This window comes from Mesorhizobium sp. WSM4845, from assembly GCF_055811455.1.
In genome coordinates this window covers 251,718-269,702 of the sequence record NZ_JBVVQA010000004.1, presented here as the reverse complement: position 1 = coordinate 269,702, position 17,985 = coordinate 251,718, and the positions used below count along the sequence as shown (strand labels likewise).

At 63.1% G+C, this 17,985-nt stretch carries 19 protein-coding genes; 4 read left to right on the top strand and 15 right to left on the bottom strand.

The window, feature by feature from the left end; all coding sequences use genetic code 11:
• Positions 1 to 5 precede the first annotated feature (5 nt).
• The 7 genes from AC0L2C_RS07280 to AC0L2C_RS07250 all read right to left on the bottom strand — a co-directional run bounded on the left by AC0L2C_RS07280 (position 6) and on the right by AC0L2C_RS07250 (position 8,297).
• Positions 6 to 2,585, bottom strand: coding sequence for a sensor histidine kinase (locus AC0L2C_RS07280; protein WP_473523047.1), 2,580 nt, complete (start codon positions 2,583 to 2,585; stop codon positions 6 to 8).
• A 187-nt stretch (positions 2,586 to 2,772) separates the two neighbouring features.
• Positions 2,773 to 4,173, bottom strand: a complete 1,401-nt coding sequence (ahcY, locus tag AC0L2C_RS07275) for an adenosylhomocysteinase (RefSeq protein WP_128168861.1) — start codon at positions 4,171 to 4,173, stop codon at positions 2,773 to 2,775.
• 191 nt (positions 4,174 to 4,364) lie between these two features.
• Positions 4,365 to 4,661: an HPr family phosphocarrier protein gene (locus AC0L2C_RS07270; RefSeq protein ID WP_023796904.1), complete on the bottom strand. Its 297-nt coding sequence runs from the start codon at positions 4,659 to 4,661 to the stop codon at positions 4,365 to 4,367.
• A complete protein-coding gene (locus AC0L2C_RS07265; protein WP_473523046.1) occupies positions 4,658 to 5,059 on the bottom strand; it encodes a PTS sugar transporter subunit IIA in 402 nt (133 codons plus the stop codon). Before AC0L2C_RS07265 ends, AC0L2C_RS07270 begins: the two co-directional genes overlap by 4 nt.
• Positions 5,060 to 5,223: 164 nt before the next feature.
• Positions 5,224 to 5,670, bottom strand: a complete 447-nt coding sequence (locus AC0L2C_RS07260; RefSeq protein ID WP_236393353.1) for an HPr kinase/phosphorylase — start codon at positions 5,668 to 5,670, stop codon at positions 5,224 to 5,226.
• A 3-nt stretch (positions 5,671 to 5,673) separates the two neighbouring features.
• Positions 5,674 to 7,455, bottom strand: a complete 1,782-nt coding sequence (locus tag AC0L2C_RS07255; RefSeq protein WP_023796908.1) for a sensor histidine kinase — start codon at positions 7,453 to 7,455, stop codon at positions 5,674 to 5,676.
• Positions 7,456 to 7,595: 140 nt separating this feature from the next.
• The gene (locus AC0L2C_RS07250; RefSeq protein ID WP_023796909.1) at positions 7,596 to 8,297 is read right to left on the bottom strand and encodes a response regulator transcription factor; all 702 of its coding nucleotides are present in this window, start codon (positions 8,295 to 8,297) and stop codon (positions 7,596 to 7,598) included.
• A 344-nt stretch (positions 8,298 to 8,641) separates the two neighbouring features.
• On the opposite strand from AC0L2C_RS07250, the gene AC0L2C_RS07245 reads away from it, so the two are divergent.
• The 4 genes from AC0L2C_RS07245 to AC0L2C_RS07230 all read left to right on the top strand — a co-directional run bounded on the left by AC0L2C_RS07245 (position 8,642) and on the right by AC0L2C_RS07230 (position 12,348).
• Positions 8,642 to 10,252 carry a phosphoenolpyruvate carboxykinase gene (locus tag AC0L2C_RS07245; protein WP_023796910.1) on the top strand — a complete coding sequence of 537 codons (1,611 nt, stop codon included), beginning with the start codon at positions 8,642 to 8,644 and terminating at the stop codon, positions 10,250 to 10,252.
• Between the two features lie 139 nt (positions 10,253 to 10,391).
• Positions 10,392 to 10,829 (top strand): alternative ribosome rescue aminoacyl-tRNA hydrolase ArfB, encoded by a 438-nt coding sequence (gene arfB, locus AC0L2C_RS07240; protein ID WP_023796911.1) that lies wholly within the window; start codon positions 10,392 to 10,394, stop codon positions 10,827 to 10,829.
• A gap of 180 nt (positions 10,830 to 11,009) precedes the next feature.
• Positions 11,010 to 11,483, top strand: coding sequence for a peptidoglycan-binding protein LysM (lysM, locus tag AC0L2C_RS07235; RefSeq protein WP_023796912.1), 474 nt, complete (start codon positions 11,010 to 11,012; stop codon positions 11,481 to 11,483).
• Positions 11,484 to 11,730: 247 nt separating this feature from the next.
• Complete coding sequence (locus AC0L2C_RS07230) at positions 11,731 to 12,348, top strand: alpha-ketoglutarate-dependent dioxygenase AlkB (protein WP_128244587.1); 618 nt, start codon at positions 11,731 to 11,733, stop codon at positions 12,346 to 12,348.
• Positions 12,349 to 12,782: 434 nt separating this feature from the next.
• On the opposite strand, the gene coaA is transcribed toward AC0L2C_RS07230, so the two are convergent.
• The 8 genes from coaA to AC0L2C_RS07190 all read right to left on the bottom strand — a co-directional run bounded on the left by coaA (position 12,783) and on the right by AC0L2C_RS07190 (position 17,985).
• Entirely contained in the window at positions 12,783 to 13,742 is a 960-nt protein-coding gene (coaA, locus tag AC0L2C_RS07225) for a type I pantothenate kinase (protein WP_023796914.1), read from the bottom strand.
• Between the two features lie 24 nt (positions 13,743 to 13,766).
• Entirely contained in the window at positions 13,767 to 14,093 is a 327-nt protein-coding gene (locus AC0L2C_RS07220) for a phosphoribosyl-ATP diphosphatase (protein WP_023796915.1), read from the bottom strand.
• A gap of 92 nt (positions 14,094 to 14,185) precedes the next feature.
• Positions 14,186 to 14,980 carry an imidazole glycerol phosphate synthase subunit HisF gene (hisF, locus tag AC0L2C_RS07215; RefSeq protein WP_287171516.1) on the bottom strand — a complete coding sequence of 265 codons (795 nt, stop codon included), beginning with the start codon at positions 14,978 to 14,980 and terminating at the stop codon, positions 14,186 to 14,188.
• Entirely contained in the window at positions 14,977 to 15,813 is an 837-nt protein-coding gene (locus AC0L2C_RS07210) for an arginase family protein (RefSeq protein WP_128172839.1), read from the bottom strand. The genes hisF and AC0L2C_RS07210 overlap by 4 nt, the downstream gene beginning before the upstream one ends.
• The gene (gene hisA, locus AC0L2C_RS07205) at positions 15,810 to 16,559 is read right to left on the bottom strand and encodes a 1-(5-phosphoribosyl)-5-[(5-phosphoribosylamino)methylideneamino]imidazole-4-carboxamide isomerase (protein ID WP_023796918.1); all 750 of its coding nucleotides are present in this window, start codon (positions 16,557 to 16,559) and stop codon (positions 15,810 to 15,812) included. Before hisA ends, AC0L2C_RS07210 begins: the two co-directional genes overlap by 4 nt.
• A gap of 3 nt (positions 16,560 to 16,562) precedes the next feature.
• Entirely contained in the window at positions 16,563 to 16,853 is a 291-nt protein-coding gene (locus AC0L2C_RS07200) for a DUF1330 domain-containing protein (RefSeq protein WP_023796919.1), read from the bottom strand.
• Between the two features lie 3 nt (positions 16,854 to 16,856).
• Complete coding sequence (hisH, locus tag AC0L2C_RS07195) at positions 16,857 to 17,507, bottom strand: imidazole glycerol phosphate synthase subunit HisH (protein WP_128168855.1); 651 nt, start codon at positions 17,505 to 17,507, stop codon at positions 16,857 to 16,859.
• Position 17,508: 1 nt separating this feature from the next.
• On the bottom strand, positions 17,509 to 17,985 hold the full coding sequence (locus tag AC0L2C_RS07190) for a DUF2628 domain-containing protein (RefSeq protein WP_091592551.1): 477 nt from the start codon (positions 17,983 to 17,985) through the stop codon (positions 17,509 to 17,511).

The following is a 17,985-nucleotide window of genomic DNA, read 5'->3' as shown; positions in this document are numbered from 1 at the left end:
GCGCGCTACTCGGCCGCCGCGCGGATGCCGGACGGCGTGTCGGGAAAGGCACAAATGACGGTGGTGCCCATGTCCTTGCCGGTTTCGATGCGGACACTGCCGCCATGCAGTTCGACAAAGCTCTTGACGATCGACAGGCCCAGGCCGGGGCCGCGCCGGCGGCCGCCATTGGTGCGCGGTTCGAAACGGCGGAACACGGAATCGAGCAGGTCCGGCGGCATGCCGGGACCGTCGTCGTGAACGGAGAATTCCACGCCTTCGGCAAGCGAGCGGCAGGCGAGCGTAATGGTGCTCGCCTCCGGTGCGTAGTTCGCGGCATTGCTCAGCAGGTTGTAGAGGATCTGGCGGATGCGGATTTCGTCGCCGTGAAACGTCTTTGGCGCAGTGGTCGCATCGATCTTGAGCCTGATCGCATGCTCCTCCAGCCGGTCGGCAACAAGCTCGGCAGCGGCAGCGATGGTCCGGTCGACGTGAACTTCGGAGATATCGAGCTCCATGATGCCGGCATCCACGGTCGCCAGATCGAGGATGTCATTGACGATGGTGAGCAGGACCGAGGAAGACGAACTGACATGCTCGACATATTCGCTCTGCTTCTGGTTCAATGGCCCGGTCGAGGGCAGCGAAAGCAGCTCGGTGAAGCCGATGATGTTGGTCAGCGGCGAGCGCAGCTCGTAGGAGACGTGCTGCACAAACTCGTTCTTGAGCTGGTCGGATTTTTCCAGCGCCTCATTCTTGTCCTTCAGCGCCCGCTCGACATTGACGCTGTCGGTGACGTCGACGAAGGTCATCATCACCTGCCCGTTGGGCAGCGGGATCATCGCGTAGCGCAGCACGGTGCCGTTGTTCAGCTCGGTCTGGCCGTGGCGGTCGCGGCGCTCGTCGTCGAAACCGGTGACGGCGGCAACGAACCCGCGCCAGGGGCTGTCGGCGGCGCGCCGGTCGCACAGATCGCGGATCGTGGAGACGTGAACGTTGGGCTTGGCGGCGTCGGCGTCGAGCCCCCAAAGTGCTGCGAATGCCGGGTTCGACAATCTGAGCCTGCCGTCGGGGCCGAACACGGCTACGCCTTCGGCAAGATTGTCGAGCGTTTCGCCCTGGACCCGCACCGCGGTCTGGTAGCGGCTTTCAAGGTCCATCTTCTCGGTCAGGTTCTCGAACACCCAGGTGACGCCACCTTTGGGCTGCGGATTGGCAACGACGCGGATGGTCTTGCCGTCCGGCAAATGCCACCAATGTTCCTGCGACTCGACCGCGCGATAGGCGCCAAGCAGGCTTTCCTTCCAGCGCCGCCATTCGGGCTGCTCGGCGATCTTGCCTTCGCTGCGCAGCCGGTCGAGCAACAAGGCGTTGTCCGGAGCGCTGTGCAGGAAGCCGGCGTCGAGACCCCATAGTTTCTGAAACGCCTGGTTGAAAAACCGCAGTTTTTCGTCGGTATCGAAAATCGCCACGGCGGTGTTGAGCTGGTCGAGCGTGTCGGCATGGCTGCGCACGGTCCGCTCATATTCGCTACGGATCGTTTCGATGGCGCTGGTGTCGCAGGCGAGACCCGCCGAGCCGTCCGCGCCGGCGAAGTCGGTCACGGCGAACATGCGGCGGTCGCCTTCGATCACGGTGGAAAGCGCCTGCTCGAAGACGGGATGCGACTTGTGCTGCGCAGCGATTGCATCGCGCGCCTGGCCGCCCAGGAACTCCTTCGCGTCGCGAACCGCAGCTTCGGCGTTTTCCGCCTCGACCGCCCTGGCATAGGCGCGGTTGACCCATTTCAGCCGCCCGTCCGCCGAGCGCAGCCAGGCTGGCATGCTGAGTGCGTTGAAAAGACCGAGCATGGTGTCATAGTCGGCGGCAAGGCGCTGGTTCTCAATTCTTAGCCTGGCCTCGCTTCGCTGCGTTTCAGAAAGCGAGACGAAGCGGACGAGCACGTGTGCTGCGCTCTTGCGGCCGTGCACTTCGAGCGGCGCCCCGGCCTGCGATTCGATGACGAGATCGAACGGCTTCGCCCTTTCCCGCAGTCCCGCCACGGCATTCTCGAGCGCCGCCGCCGAGCGCGGCATCAGCCAACGGCCAAAGGCGAGGAAGGCGGCACGGTCTTCCGGAGCCCCGCTTTCAACCGGCAATGTCCCGACGAGCTCGGGCCTTTTGTTTTCCGATGCCCACACGACGACACGCTGGTCGCGCAGGTTGAGCAGCGCCTCGGAGCGCTGCAGCGCAGCGTTGACGTCGGCCAGGCGGGCTCTGAGTTCGCCATTCTGGGCCGAGGTGCGCGCCCGTTCGCGGATCAGGAAAATGGCCGAGACAAGCGCCGCGCCCATGACGCCGACAAACATGGCGAGTTGCATGACCTCGACCGTGCTGACCGACAGCCCGGCTTTGGGCGCAGCCGCGTGGGATGCAGCAGCCGGTCCAGCGTGTGCCGAAAGGCCAAGCAGCGGGCCGGCGAGCGCGGAAGAAGCAAGCAATTTTCCGACGCGGGCGCCAGCGCGCCATAAGAAGCTTCCGCCTCTGGCAGCGGAACCCGTGGTCACCATATCGTTGTGGCCGCCGGAAACGGCCTGTCCCGCGCAAGGCGGGTAATCCCCCGGCATGTCCTGGTCCTCTTCGCCGCCTGAATGCAAGACCGCCCTGATGCGGGCTTCGGCCCTCGTCCCCGGGCCCGCGAATCAGCACCATAGCGCTTGCGCGAATCGGCGTGAAGAATCAATCAGCGCAAAAATAAAGCCGGGCGAAAGTCAATCGCCCGGCCTCAATATCTAGTGGTAATTTCCGCTGTGGTTAATAGCGGTAGTGTTCCGGCTTGAACGGTCCCTGCGGGGTCACGCCGATATAGGCGGCCTGTTCGCCGGACAGTTCGGTAAGCCGGGCGCCGAGCTTGTCGAGATGCAGGCGCGCGACCTTTTCATCGAGATGCTTCGGCAGGACATAGACCTGGTTCTGATACTGGCCGGGCTTGCTGTACAGCTCGATCTGGGCCAGCACCTGGTTGGTGAAGGACGCCGACATAACGAAGCTCGGGTGGCCGGTGGCGTTGCCGAGATTGAGCAGGCGGCCTTCCGACAAAAGGATCATCCGCTTGCCGTCCGGGAAGGTGATCATGTCGACCTGCGGCTTGATGTTGGTCCACTTCAGATTGCGCAGCGACGCCACCTGGATCTCGTTGTCGAAGTGGCCGATATTGCCGACGATCACCATGTCCTTCATCGCCCGCATATGGTCGATGGTGACGACATCCTTGTTGCCGGTGGTGGTGATGATGATGTCGGCGGTCGGGGCGGCATCTTCGAGGGTGACGACTTCGAAGCCATCCATCGCCGCCTGCAAGGCGCAGATCGGATCGACCTCGGTGACCTTGACGCGGGCGCCGGCGCCCTTGAGCGACGCCGAAGAGCCCTTGCCGACGTCGCCATAGCCGCAGACGACCGCAACCTTGCCGGCCATCATCGTGTCGGTGCCGCGGCGAATGCCGTCGACCAGCGATTCCTTGCAGCCATATTTATTGTCGAATTTCGACTTGGTCACGCTATCGTTGACGTTAATCGCCGGGAACGGCAGCAGGCCCTTCTTCTGCAACTGATAGAGCCGGTTGACGCCGGTGGTGGTCTCTTCGGTGACGCCGCGGATCGCTTCCTTCTGCTTGGCGAAGAACCCGGGCGATGCCGCCATACGCTTCTTGATCTGGGCAAACAGGATTTCTTCCTCCTCGCTGCCCGGATTGGAGAGCACATCCTCGCCGGCTTCGGCGCGCGCGCCGATCAGGATGTACATGGTGGCGTCGCCGCCATCGTCGAGGATCATATTGGAGGTGCCGCCATCGGCCCACTGGAATATCTTGTCGGTGTAGACCCAGTAGTCCTCGAGCGACTCGCCCTTGACGGCGAAGACCGGAATGCCGGCCTCGGCGATGGCCGCGGCCGCATGGTCCTGGGTCGAGAAGATGTTGCAGGAGGCCCAGCGGATCTCGGCGCCGAGCGCCTTCAGCGTTTCGATCAGCACCGCCGTCTGGATGGTCATGTGCAGCGAGCCGGTGATGCGCGCGCCCTTGAGCGGCTGCGCCTTGCCGAATTCTTCGCGGCAGGCCATCAGGCCCGGCATTTCGGTTTCGGCGATCTCGATCTCCTTGCGGCCCCAGCCGGCAAGCGAGATGTCGGCGACCACATAGTCATTGCTACCCGTCATGGCAGTGCTCCGATCAAGAATTGTCTTCGGGATGCGCCCGCGCCGGAAGGCGTGTCGAAGGGCGCGAGTTGCCGGCCTGACTAGCAGATCGTCGGTCGGACGACAATGGGATATAAAGAAATCTTTATCCGTGCATGTCTTCGCAGGCGCACCGGCGCGAGATCGGGTTCAGCCGCGACGCGCTCCAGGCGTCAGGACTCTTCGCCGAAGCGGGAGGCGACCAGCTGCTCCAGCGCGTCGATCACCTGCTCGGCCTCCGGGCCGCTGGCGGTGACGCGGATCGAATAGCCGGGGCTTGCCGCCAGCATCATGAGGCCCATGATCGAGGTGCCACCAACCGTGACGCCGTCCTTCTCGACCTGGACGGAGGCGTCGAAACCGCTGGCGACCTGAACGAACTTTGCCGAGGCGCGGGCATGCAGGCCACGCTGGTTGACGATTGGAAATTCCCGGACGATGTCACCCTTGTTGGCCGACAGCGCGCTCATTTGCTGCTCAGAAGCTGGCTAGCGACATTGATGTATTTGCGGCCGGCCGCCTGCGCCTCGTCCAGCGCTGCGCTCATATTGTCGCCCTTGCGAATGCTGGACAGCTTGATCAGCATCGGCAGGTTCATGCCGGCAATGACCTCGGTACGACCGGATTCCATCACCGAAATGGCGAGATTGGAGGGCGTGCCGCCGAACATGTCGGTCAAGACGATGACGCCCGCCCCCGTGTCGACACGGACGACGGCGTCGACGATGTCGCTGCGGCGCTGCTCCATATCGTCGTCGGCGCCGATCGCCACGGTCTCGAAATTGTCTTGTGGCCCGACGACATGTTCCACGGCATGGCGGAACTCGGCGGCCAGTTGACCGTGCGTTACAAGCACGAGTCCGATCATTCTTTGGTGGCTCCCGTCATCGCCGCTTCACAGCCGCATTTTATGCTCGCCGGCCATTCCAGGCGGCGGGAGCGCTATCTTGTCGACGCGAGACGCGTTGACAAGCCCAAAATTGCACAGGCCCAGGCCATTTTGACGCATTGCAGCAAAAAACCGGAACCGGATCATAAAAAGGGCGCGATCGACAGCCGCGCCATCACCGCCGGCAAGGCCGTGGCGGCGTTGCGCTCGGCAAGGTCGATACGCCACACCGGACAGCCTGCCACCGGCTCGCTGATTTCCTCCTGGAAACGGGCCATTTCTGCCTTCGGCACCAGCCGGACATGCAGGTCGATCACTCCACCCGGCTCGAACGGCAGCGGGCGCGGCATGAAGCCAGGCACTTCGGCGAGACCGGCGATGGTCGCCGGCACGCGACAGACCAGCCGCCCGGCGTGGGCCGCGGCGAGCAGCCTGTCGTCGCCGATAAGCCGCGAAAACAGCCCGCGCGCGCGGCAATGATCCAGGAGTGTCAGCGCCAGCGTCGTCTTGCCGGCGCCGGACGGTCCGGTGATGAGGACGCCGCGCTCGCCGATCAGCAGCGCCGTTCCATGAATGTTTTCAGCACGCACAGATCAGCCTTCCGCCGGCAGTGTCACGACGAAACGCGCGCCCTTGATCTCGCCGGGTTTGGTGCCCGGGATGTTCTCGGCGGTCAGCGTGCCGCCATGGGCTTCGACGATCTGCCTGCTGATCGACAGGCCAAGACCCGAGTTCTGGCCGAACGCCTCGCCGGCCGGCCGGTCGGTGTAGAAGCGCTCGAAGATGCGGTCGATGTTGTCGGCCCTTATACCGGGACCATTGTCGTCGACGGTGATGATGTTGACCTTGCCGGCGCGCGCTAGCGATATGGCGATGTGGCCGCGCTCCTCAGGAACGAAGGAGCGGGCATTCTCGATCAGGTTGGTGATGACCTGGCCGATCCTCAGGTCATGGCCGGCGACAAAATAGCCTTTGACGCCCTGCGGCAGTTTGGCGACCTTGAACTCGATGTCGACCGTCTTCTTGTTGCGCGTGGCCGTGCGCGAAACGTCGACCAGATCCGTGATGAATTTCTTGAGATCCACGGTTCCTGCGTCTTCGCGCGCGAGCTCGGCGTCAAGGCGGGAGGCATCGGAAATGTCGGTGATGAGACGGTCCAGCCGCCTGACGTCGTGCTGGATGATCTCCATCAGCCGGGCGCGCGACGCCTCGTTCTTGGCCAGAGGCAGGGTCTCTACCGCGCTGCGCAGCGAGGTCAGCGGGTTCTTCAACTCGTGCGATACGTCGGCCGCGAAACTTTCGATCGCCTCGATGCGGGCGTAGAGCGCATTGGTCATGTCGCGCACGGCGATCGACAGATTGCCGATCTCGTCCTGCCGATCGGAGAAGTCCGGGATTTCCTCGCGATTCTTGACACCGCGCCGCACCCTGACCGCCGCCGCCGACAGCCGGCGCAGCGGGTTGGCGATGGTCGAGGCAAGCAGCATCGACAGGATGGCGGTGACAAGGGCGGCGATGCCGAAGACGCGCAGGATCGCCTTGCGCTCAGCCGCGACGATCTTGTCGATGTCGCCGCCTTCCGTCGACAGCATCAGCACGCCGAGGACGGCGCGGAAGCGCTGGATCGGCACGGCGACCGAAACAATCTGCTCGCCCTGTTCGGAGATCCGGACGATGGTCGACGGGCTGCCGGTAAGCGCCTTGACCACCTCCGGAAATGCAGCGCCGTTGCCACCCGGCTGCTCATGGTAGACCGGCAGCGCGGTGTTGCGGAAGAAGTCGAAGACGAATTTCTGGATTCGCTCGAGAAGATCGGGCTCTTCCTTGTCGGTCGGCGGCAGATCGTAGCGAAGGATCTGGCCGCGCGAATAGAGGTGGCGCGAATCGAGCAGCAGATTGGCGTCGCGGTCATAGATCCGGGCGCGCGTCCGCGTCGGCGAAATCAAGCGCCTGAGCACCGGCGCGACGCGTTCCGGATTGATCGGAAAGTCCAGATTGTCGAGTTGATCGGAGCCGGGGCCCAGGCTTTCGCCGGCCTGCAGTTCAAGCAGCTTTTCCGGATCGATGCTGATCGAATCGGTCTCGACCGTCGCCGATGCCGCGATCGCGCCGGCGATGATCTCGCCCTGGGTCATCAGGCTCTCGACGCGGGCATCGATCAGCCCGTCGCGAAACGTGTTGAGGTAGAGAATGCCGGTGACCAGGACGGCCAGGCCGGCGAGGTTGAGGAAGAGAATGCGCCGCGTCAGGCTGGAAAAGATATGGTGGCCGAGGAAGCGGCGCATCGGCACCGTGATCCTCGACAGGAATGCGGGCAGAATCCGCGACGGGCGCCGGGCGCCCGTCCGTCTCACTCGCTCTACGTCCACTGCCATCGAATAGCAGCCCCCGCTCAGTCCTGGTTTTTATGCATGTCGGTGTCCCAAAACCGGGACCACTTTTGGGCGACATGCATTAAGTTTTGAGCATGTCGGTGTCCCAGAACCGGGACCACTTTTGGGCGACATGCATCAGTTCATGCTTCGCGAAACCGATATCCGACTCCGTAAAGGGTTTCGATCATCTCGAAGTCATCATCGACGGCCTTGAACTTCTTGCGAAGGCGCTTGATGTGACTGTCGATGGTGCGGTCATCGACATAGACCTGCTCATCATAGGCCGAATCCATCAGCGCATCACGGCTTTTTACCACACCGGGGCGTTGGGCCAGAGAATGCAGGATCAGGAATTCGGTGACGGTAAGCGTCACCGGCTCGCCTTTCCAGGTGCAGGTGTGGCGCTCCTGGTCCATGACAAGCTGGCCGCGCTCAAGCGAACGGGCCTGCTGGTTGGGCGTCTTGGCCGACGCCTCGCGGGCGCTGGCACGGCGCAGCACGGCGCGAACCCGCTCGACCAGAAGACGCTGCGAGAAGGGTTTGCGGATAAAGTCGTCGGCGCCCATCTTGAGGCCGAAAAGCTCATCGATCTCGTCGTCCTTGGAGGTCAGGAAGATCACCGGCAGGTCGGATTTCTGGCGCATCCGGCGCAGAAGCTCCATGCCGTCCATGCGCGGCATCTTGATGTCGAGGATGGCGAGATTCGGCGGGCGCGCCGCCAGACCTTCCAGCGCCGACGCCCCATCCGTATAAGTTTCGACGCGATACCCCTCCGATTCCAGGGCGATCGACACCGACGTCAGAATGTTGCGGTCGTCGTCGACAAGCGCGATTGTTGCCATTTCAAGTGGCTCCCTCATGAGCTGTCCCTTCTTTGGTCGAGAAGGGGCTTTTGCAGGACAAATTAGGTACAAAATGTGGCACAGGCTTCGTCCGCTGTCACGAGCGGCATGCCGGCGGCCACAATCTCACCTCAACATGGATTGGACCGATACAGACCGCCAATCCTTTGGGCACCCGCCTGATTTTTCGCACATATAAACGATTTAAACAACTTTCAAAATATTTAAATCGATTAAATATTTGATATCATTTGGCTTTTCTGGTTCTGACCGTTACAGTCTCCATCGTTGGGGGCTCCGGAAGTTCGCCGGCCAGGATGCTGCAATCGAAGAAGGAACCCCTCATGTCGGAAGCCGGCAAACGCAATCCCGCATGGGCGATCGACCGGATCGGCCTGAAAACCACCGGCGCGGTGCGCTATAATTTCGGCGAGGCAGTCCTTTACGAGGAGGCGATCCGCCGCGGCGAGGCCCGGCTTACCGCGCATGGCGCACTGGTCGCCGAGACCGGGCAGCACACCGGCCGCTCGCCCAAGGACAAATTCGTCGTCCGCGACGAGACCACCGGGCCGCATGTCTGGTGGGACAACAACAAGTCGATTTCGCCGGTCCAGTTCGACACGCTGCTCGCCGATTTTCGCGCCCACGCGGCGGACAAGGATCTTTATGTGCAGGACCTGGTCGGCGGCGCCGATGAGGACTTGAAGCTGACGACCCGGGTCGTCACGGAGCTTGCCTGGCACTCCTTGTTCATCCGCAATCTGCTCATTCGCCCGGAAGCCGCCGAGCTCGAGAATTTCGTGCCCGAGTTGACGATCATCGACCTGCCGTCGTTCCGTGCCGATCCCGTCCGCCACGGCACCCGAACCGGAACGGTGATCGCCGTCGATCTGACGCGCATGATCGTGCTGATCGGCGGCACCTCCTATGCCGGCGAAATGAAAAAATCGGTGTTCACCGTGCTCAACTATCTGTTGCCGGCGAAGGGCGTGATGCCGATGCATTGCTCGGCCAATGAAGGCGCCGGCGGAGACGCGGCGATCTTCTTCGGCCTCTCGGGAACCGGCAAGACGACGCTGTCGGCCGATCCGTCGCGCACGCTGGTCGGCGACGACGAGCACGGCTGGGGTCCGCATGGTATCTTCAACTTCGAAGGCGGCTGCTATGCCAAGACGATAAAGCTCTCGGCCGCAGCCGAGCCGGAGATCTTCGCCACCACCCAACGCTTCGGCACGGTGCTGGAGAATGTGGTGCTCGACGCCGGCCGCGTGCCGGATTTCAACGACGGCAATCTCACTGAAAACACGCGCTGCGCCTATCCGCTCCACTTCATCCCCAACGCCAGCAAGACGGGCCGCGCCGGTCACCCGAAAAACATCATCATGCTGACCGCCGACGCATTCGGCGTGATGCCGCCGATCGCCCGGCTGACCCCGGCGCAGGCGATGTATCATTTCCTCTCCGGCTACACCGCCAAGGTGGCAGGGACCGAAAAGGGCGTCACCGAACCCGAAGCGACGTTTTCGACCTGTTTCGGCGCACCGTTCATGCCGCGCCATCCGTCGGAATACGGCAATCTGCTGCGCGAGCTGATCGCCCATCACAGTGTCGATTGCTGGCTGGTCAACACCGGCTGGACCGGCGGTGCCTACGGCACCGGCAAGCGGATGCCGATCAAGGCAACGCGGGCGCTGCTCGCCGCGGCGCTCGACGGCTCGCTGAAAGGGGCCGATTACCGGACCGACGCCAATTTTGGTTTCGAGGTGCCGGTGGCGGTCGCGGGCGTCGACCGTGCCATTCTCGATCCAAGATCGACATGGGCCGATACCTCAGCCTATGACCTGCAGGCGGCGAGGCTGGTCGGCATGTTCGCCGTCAATTTCGAAAAATTCGAACCGCATGTCGACGCCATCGTGCTCGGCGCCGCGCCGCGCATGCGCGAAGCCGCGGAATAGTCGCCGCTGCATCTCGAGGCGCCGGACCGGGGTCGGGAACGCCCGACCCGGGACCGGGATCGGGAAGGCCCGACCCGGGGAAGGTCCGATCCGGGGATCGGGCCTTTTCTTTTTTCGTTCGCCGCGCCATGACTGCGGCATGAACGCCGACGACAAGATCATCATTGCCGACGATGCGGTGATCCATCCGGATGACCTGCACGAGGACTTCATCCGCTCGTCCGGCCCCGGCGGCCAGAACGTCAACAAGGTGGCGACGGCGGTGCAATTGCGCTTCGATGCAGCGAATGCGCCGGGCCTGTCGGAGCGCGTCCGCGAGCGAACCATAAGGCTGGCCGGCCAGCGCGCCACCAAGGACGGCGTCATCGTCATCGAGGCCGGTCGCTTCCGCACGCAAGAGCAGAACCGGGCGGACGCCCGGGCGCGGCTTGCGGAACTGGTCGCCAAGGCCGCCGAACCGCCGCCGCCGCCGCGCAAGAAGACGAGGCCTTCGAAAGGCGCGGTCGAAAGGCGGCTGAAGACCAAGGCTGGGCGCGGCACGATCAAGAAGCTGCGCGGTCGCGTGGACGACGATTGACACGCGTCCACCCGGACGCAAAGGGTGCGCGCTCTGGCAGCCACGCATGGTGCTTTTCCAAAAATCGATTCCGAGTTTTGGGCCGATGCGGCGGGCGCGACATCGATCGCGGTCGAGACCGCTTCCAATTCGAGGTTGCAGGTGGCAAGTTCGGTATTCGTCACAGCAAGGAGACCCCAGATGGGCATGTTTGATTTCGTCAAGGACGTCGGCAAGAAGCTCGGCTTCGGCGACGATGAGCCGGAGCCGACCGCCGATACGCTGAAGAAGGAACTCGATTCGCACGCGCTCGGCACCGACAATGTGGAAGTCGACGTCAAGGGCGATACGGCTGTGCTGAAAGGCGTGGTCAAGGATCAGTCGATCTTCGAAAAAGCCATCATCGCCGTCGGCAACACGCTCGGCGTGTCCAAGGTGCAGGCGGATGAATTGCAGGTCGCCGCACCCGAGGCCGGCACGCCCGCAGCCCCGGCCAAGCAACCGACCTTCTACACGGTCAAGAAAGGCGACAATCTCTGGAAGATCGCGGAAAAGAGCTATGGCAAGGGCAAGGGTGCGAAGAACACGATCATTTTCGAGGCCAACAAGCCGATGCTGACCGACCCGGACAGGATCTATCCGGGGCAGGTTCTGCGCATCCCGGATCTCGACTAAGGTATGTTGATATTCAGGTGATGCCGGCCTGCAAACGGCGGTTTCCTGCGCTTCCGGTGCTCACGTACTTAAGTACGCTCCGCTCCGGTTCTCTGAAACCACCATTTTCGGCTCGGCCTGACCTGAATCTCACCACACCTTAAGCTGGCGATTGCCATCCAAGGACAAGAACGGCGGCTTTCGGGTCGCCGTTCTTGTTTGTTGGTGGCATTGTCCGCCAGATGAACCCGATGAAGCGACCAAGCTGATGCTCGTTCTGCCCAGAGGCGTCCGCCACATGCCCGGCTACCTATCCCGCGCGGTGCAGGAAGCGCTGGTCGAGGATGTGAGGCAGGTCGTGCAGGAAGCGCCGCTGTTCGTGCCGGCGATGCCGCGCACCGGCAAGGAGATGAGCGTGCGCATGACCAATTGCGGTTCGCTTGGCTGGGTCACCGACAAGCAGCACGGCTATCGCTACCAGCCGACGCACCCGGTGACCGGGACGCCCTGGCCGCCGATCCCGGACGTGCTGCTGGAGCTGTGGCGCGAGGTGTCTGCCTATCCCCATCCGCCGGAGGCCTGCCTGGTCAATTTCTATTCGCCCGACGCGAAGATGGGCCTTCATCAGGACCGCGACGAGATCGATTTCTCCGCCCCGGTCGTCTCCGTTTCACTGGGCGACGATTGCCTGTTCAGGGTCGGCCAGAGCACGCGCGAAGGCGGCACCAAATCGTTCAGGCTGAAAAGCGGCGACGTCGTCGTGCTTGGCGGCGAAGGCCGCCTGTGTTTCCACGGCGTCGACCGTATCTATCCATCGACCTCGGCACTGCTCAGGAACGGCGGGCGGATCAATCTGACGCTGCGGCGGGTGACCTATCCTGGCTAATGCTGTCGCGCAAAAGCGCGGACTTTCAAGTCGAGCCGTATCGCCGTTCATCACTTTTTTCAGGCATCGGATTTTCCTAAAACCGGCACCCGCTTCGTGTCACGGCCGAGGCCCGCGACTGAGCGACCGGAAAAGATTGCCGCGACCGCATAGGCGGCGACGGAGGCTGTGGCCGGTGACAGGTATGTTGACCCGGCACTGGTGAAGGGGCAGGCACAAAGCGCATAGAGCACTGTGGCCGCAAGTCCGACCGAGGCGAATTTGAGAAGCTGGCGCGGAGCGAGCGTTCCGCGCCAGGTGGAAATGTCAGGCCGGCGCTATGCAGTGACCGGCCTCATGCGACGCGCTTCAGGTTATTGTTTTATGCATGTCGTTATCGCAAAACCGCTGCACACTTTTGCGCGACATGCATTAAAGCGCCGTTAACCGCTTCGTTACAGCTTCCTGAGCGCCACTTCCTCGACCAGATGATTGGCGCCCTTGCGCAGGATGAGATCGGCGCGGGCTCGCGTCGGCAGGATGTTCTCACGCAGATTCTTCAGGTTGATGTTGGCCCACAGGCCTTCCGCGATGGCGCGGGCCGCTGCGTGCGAAAGGTGCGAATAGCGGTGGAAGAAGGAGTCCGGATCGCGGAAGGCGGTCTCGCGCAGCCGCATGAAGCGGGCGATGTACCATTGATGGATCAGCTCCTCTTCGGCATCGATATAGATGGCGAAGTCGAAGAAATCCGACAGGAAAGGCACGATCTTGCCGTCCTTTGGCAGCTTGCCCGGCTGCAGGACGTTGATTCCTTCGAAGATCAATATGTCCGGCCGGTCGATGGTCTGGAACGCGCCGGGAACGACGTCGTAGGTCAGGTGCGAATAGACTGGCGCGCGGACATTGCGCTGCCCCGATTTGATGCCCGACAGGAAACGCAGCAGGGCGCCGACATCGTAGCTGTCGGGAAAGCCCTTGCGCTCCATCAAATTGTTGCGGCGCAGGATTTCGTTGGGAAGCAGGAAGCCGTCGGTGGTGATCAGATCGACCTTGGGGCTCGACGGCCAGCGCGCCAGCAATTCCTTGAGGACGCGCGCCGTGGTCGATTTTCCGACCGCGACGGAGCCGGCAATGCCGATGATGAAGGGCGTCTTGACGACATCCGCCGCGTTGAAGAAGGCCTGGCGCTGCCTGAACAGCAGTTGGCTGGCCTCGACATGGGCCGACAACAGCCGAGATAGCGAAAGATAGATGCGCTTGACTTCTTCGAGGTCGACCGGATCGTTGAGCGAACGCAGGCGACGGATCTCGTCCTCGCCGAGCGTCATCGGCGTATCGGCGCGGAACTGCGACCATTCTTCCGCCGAGAAAAAACGGAAGGGCGAATATTTCTCGGTGGGGGCGAGCTGGTCCATCGAGTTTCCTGCCCTCCGCAGCGATCAGCCCCGGTCCTGCCGAGACGCCTTTTCGGCGATGCCCGAACGACCGGTGCGGCGCTCGAGTTCGGTCAGGACATCGGCAAGCGGAACGCCGGCGACACCCAGAACGACGAGCCAATGATAGATGAGATCGGCGCTTTCCGAAACGAGGGCTTGTCTGTCACCACCAACGGCCGCGATCACCGTTTCGACCGCCTCTTCGCCGAGCTTCTGCGCCGCCTTGTCGATGCCGCGCGCGAACAGCTTTGCCGTCCACGAATCCGGATCGCCGGAATGCGCGCGTTCCCTGATGATTGTCTCCAGATCGGAGAGCGAAAACTCAGCCATGGCGCCATTTATCTGCTTGTTTAAGCATGATCTTTTCCGAAACCGGTTCCCCCTTTTGGCTGGCGCACGGACCTTCGGTTCGGGATCATGCTTTAGAGCCGATCCCCTGACGAGTCCAGTCGCATCGGCAGGCCGGCGCGGGCCATGTGCGACTTGGCTTCGGCAATGCTGTACGTGCCGAAATGGAAAATCGATGCCGCCAGCACCGCGCCGGCATGGCCGTCGCGAATGCCCTCGACCAGGTGATCGAGCGTGCCGACGCCGCCGGAGGCGATGACCGGCGCACGCACGGCGTCGGCGACCGCGCGGGTGAGCGCGATGTCGTAGCCGGCCTTGGTGCCATCGCGGTCCATCGACGTCACCAGGATCTCGCCGGCGCCGCGATCGACCATCTGCCGAGCGAATTCGACCGCGTCGATGCCGGTCTTTTCGCGTCCGCCATGGGTGAAAATCTCCCAGCGGTCGGCCTCGCCTTCGGCCGACACTTTCTTGGCGTCGATGGCGACGACGATGCACTGGTTGCCGAACTTGTCGGCCGCCTCGGCGATGAAATCGGGATCTCTCACCGCCGCCGTGTTGATCGACACTTTGTCGGCGCCGGCCAAAAGCAGCTTTCTTATGTCGGCGACCTGGCGCACGCCGCCGCCGACGGTCAGCGGCATGAAGCATTGCTCGGCGGTGCGGGCGACGATGTCGAAGATGGTCTCGCGATTTTCGGACGAGGCGGTGATGTCGAGGAAGCAGAGCTCGTCGGCGCCGGCGGCATCATAGGCCTTGGCCGCTTCGACCGGATCGCCGGCATCGATCAGGTCGACGAAATTGACGCCTTTGACGACGCGGCCGTTCTTGACGTCGAGACAGGGGATGACGCGGGCTTTCAGCATCAGATCCTCGCATGCGCGGCAAGAAAATCGCCAAGCAATTGCCCAACGACAGGCGGAACCTCGCCTTTGGCGTCAAAGGCAGGATCGTAGGCTGACAGGGTGATGCCGACGATCGGGATCGACTTGGCCAGCCCGCAAACCAGTTGCCGCAGCTGCTCCGGATTTGGACCTCCCGGCAGCGCATAGCGGTTCACTTGCAGCACATCCGGATCGTGAACATCAAGATCAAGATGCAAATGCGCTTGGGCCGCGCCGGCCGCCTTGAGCTTTCCGACATTGTCGAGTGCATCGGTCCACTGGGCGCGAATGATCGGCAATGTCTCGAGAAACCGCCTTTCATCTGGATCGAGGTCGCGCGCGTCGACCAGCATGCAGCGCGACGGGTCGATCGCCTGGAAGCCGGGAATCGCTGACGTCATCGGCCGCCAGCAGAGCCCCAGCGTCGTCGCCAGCGCCATGCCGTCGAGAAAGCCGTAGGCGGACGTCTCGGGCGTGTTGAGATCGCCATGCTGATCGATCCAGATGATCGAATCAGCGGCGTCGCCAGCCACCGCACCGGCGGCGGTCAGGCAATTTCCGGCGAGCACGATGGGAAAACGCTCATCGTCGCGCGCCATGTCGACCTTGGTGGCGACTGCCCGACAAACCGCGAAACCTGTCGCGATTTCGCGTCTCTGGGCATCGCCGACCTCGCCGATGTCCTCGACGATGACATCATGGCCGCGCAACGCAAGTTCATCGACAAGGCCGCCGGCAATGATGGCGTCGGGGCCCTGGCCAAAGCCGGCGTGGTAAAGGCCGCTGTCATAGGGTGCGAGGATGATCGAGAGTTTCATCGCGCCCTCGCCCTCTCCGGTCCGGCCGCCAGGATCGCCAACGCCTCGGCCGGGTCGATACGTCCGTCATAAAGTGCACGCCCTGAGATGGCGCCTTCGAGCATTTGCGCATCGGGCATCGTCATGCGCACAATGTCGGCGATCGACGCCAGCCCGCCGGAGGCGATGACCGGGATGGACACGGCGTCGGCAAGATCGATGGTGGCGTCCCAGTTGATGCCGGTCAGCACACCGTCGCGGTCGATGTCGGTGTAGATGATGGCGGCAACGCCGGCGCCCTCGAACTTCTTCGCCAGTTCGATGACGCCGAGACTAGAGGCCTCGGCCCAGCCCTCGACCGCCACCTTGCCGCCCTTGGCGTCGATGCCGACGGCGATCTTGCCGGGGAATGCCTTGCAGGCCTGCCTGACCAGATCCGGATCGCGCACCGCCACCGTGCCGAGAATGATGCGGGCCAGGCCGCGATCGAGCCAGTCCTCGACCTGCGCCAGGGTGCGGATGCCGCCGCCGAGCTGCACCGGGTTTTTCGATGCCTTGAGAATGGCGCCGACCGCCGCGCCGTTGACGCTCTGGCCCTTGAAGGCGCCGTTGAGGTCGACGACATGCAGCCATTCAAAGCCTTGTTGCTCGAAAGCCCTGGCCTGCGCGGCCGGGTCGTCATTGTAAATCGTCGCGGTCGCCATATCGCCGTGCTTCAGGCGCACGCACTTGCCGTCCTTGAGGTCGATGGCCGGGAACAGGATCACCGTTCAGGCGCCTTCAACAATGACGAAGTGACCGGTCGAGGCGGCAAGCCTGTACTTCAATGCCTCCCGGTATTCAGGCGATTCGTAGCATTCTATCGCCTTGTCGTAGGACTCGAACTCGACCAGGACGTGGCGGTTGCCTGTCGGCCCTTCCGGGTTCGCATAACGCCCCGCCCGCACGGGAAACTTCGCGCCATATTTCGCAAAAGCCGCCGCGTTCGCCTCGATATACTGCTTGTAGCCCTCGGGATCGCGGACATCGACCATCGCCATCCAGTAGCCTTTCTTGCTCATTTTCTAGGGCCTCCAGCGCAGGAAATTGGTGATCAGCGCCAGGCCAAGCGCCTGGCTCTTTTCGGGATGAAACTGCGTGCCGGCGAGATTGTCGCTGATAACAGCAGCTGTAACCGGACCACCATAGTCGGCAATCGCCAGCACCTCGTCCGGCTTCTGCGCGTCGAGATGGTAGGAATGAACGAAATAGGCGTGCAGCCCCTTGCTGCCGGTCGGAATGCCGGAAAACAGCGGATGCTTGCGCGTGAGCTCGATCGTGTTCCAGCCGATCTGCGGGATTTTTAGCGCAGGATCGGCCGGGGTGATCTCCTTGACGTCGCCGGCGATCCAGCCAAAGCCTTTTGTGACAGTCTTTTCCAGGCCCCGCTCCGACATCAGCTGCATGCCGACGCAGATCCCGAGGAATGGCCGCCGCTTGACGATCGCGACCTCCTCGACCGCTTCCCACATGCCGGCCACGGCGCGCAGCCCGGCCGCGCAATCGGCATAGGCGCCGACGCCGGGCAGGACGATGCGATCGGCGGTTCTGACACGCTCGGCATCGGCGGTCAGGTCGATGGCGGCGGCGATGCCGGCCTCGTGCGCGGCGCGCTCGAAGGCCTTGGTGGCCGAGCGCAGGTTGCCCGAGCCATAATCGATGATCGCGACCCGCATGTCAGGGCCTTCCCGGCGTGTGCGTCAGTCCGAGCACCAAGCCTGTCTGTGCCGGCCGGGCATGGGCAGCATCCGGAACGATGCGCGGCACTGGCGCTGGCTCATCCGCACGCGCTTCGGCTTCCAGCACATAGCGCGTATCGGCATCGTCGAGCCTGTCGGCCTCGACGACGCCCCATTCGTGCCAGCCACGACGGCGCAGTGCGGCGATCCGCAACGCCTGCCCTTCCAGCCCGACATAGAGCGATACCAGCAGCGACAGCAGCGGGCCGGCCAGCCCAAGGCTCAGCCCTTCGGCAAGCATCGAAAGCAGAGCCATGCCGACAAACGCCAGTGCTGCCTCGATCCACAACCGGTGCCAGAGCAGCCACAGCGGCGGCACGAGGAAGCCAAGCCAGGAAAACCCATCACGGACAAAGGCCGTTGTGTCAGGCTTTTCGCCGCGGCCCGGCGGTTCCATCACGACATAGACGGCCAT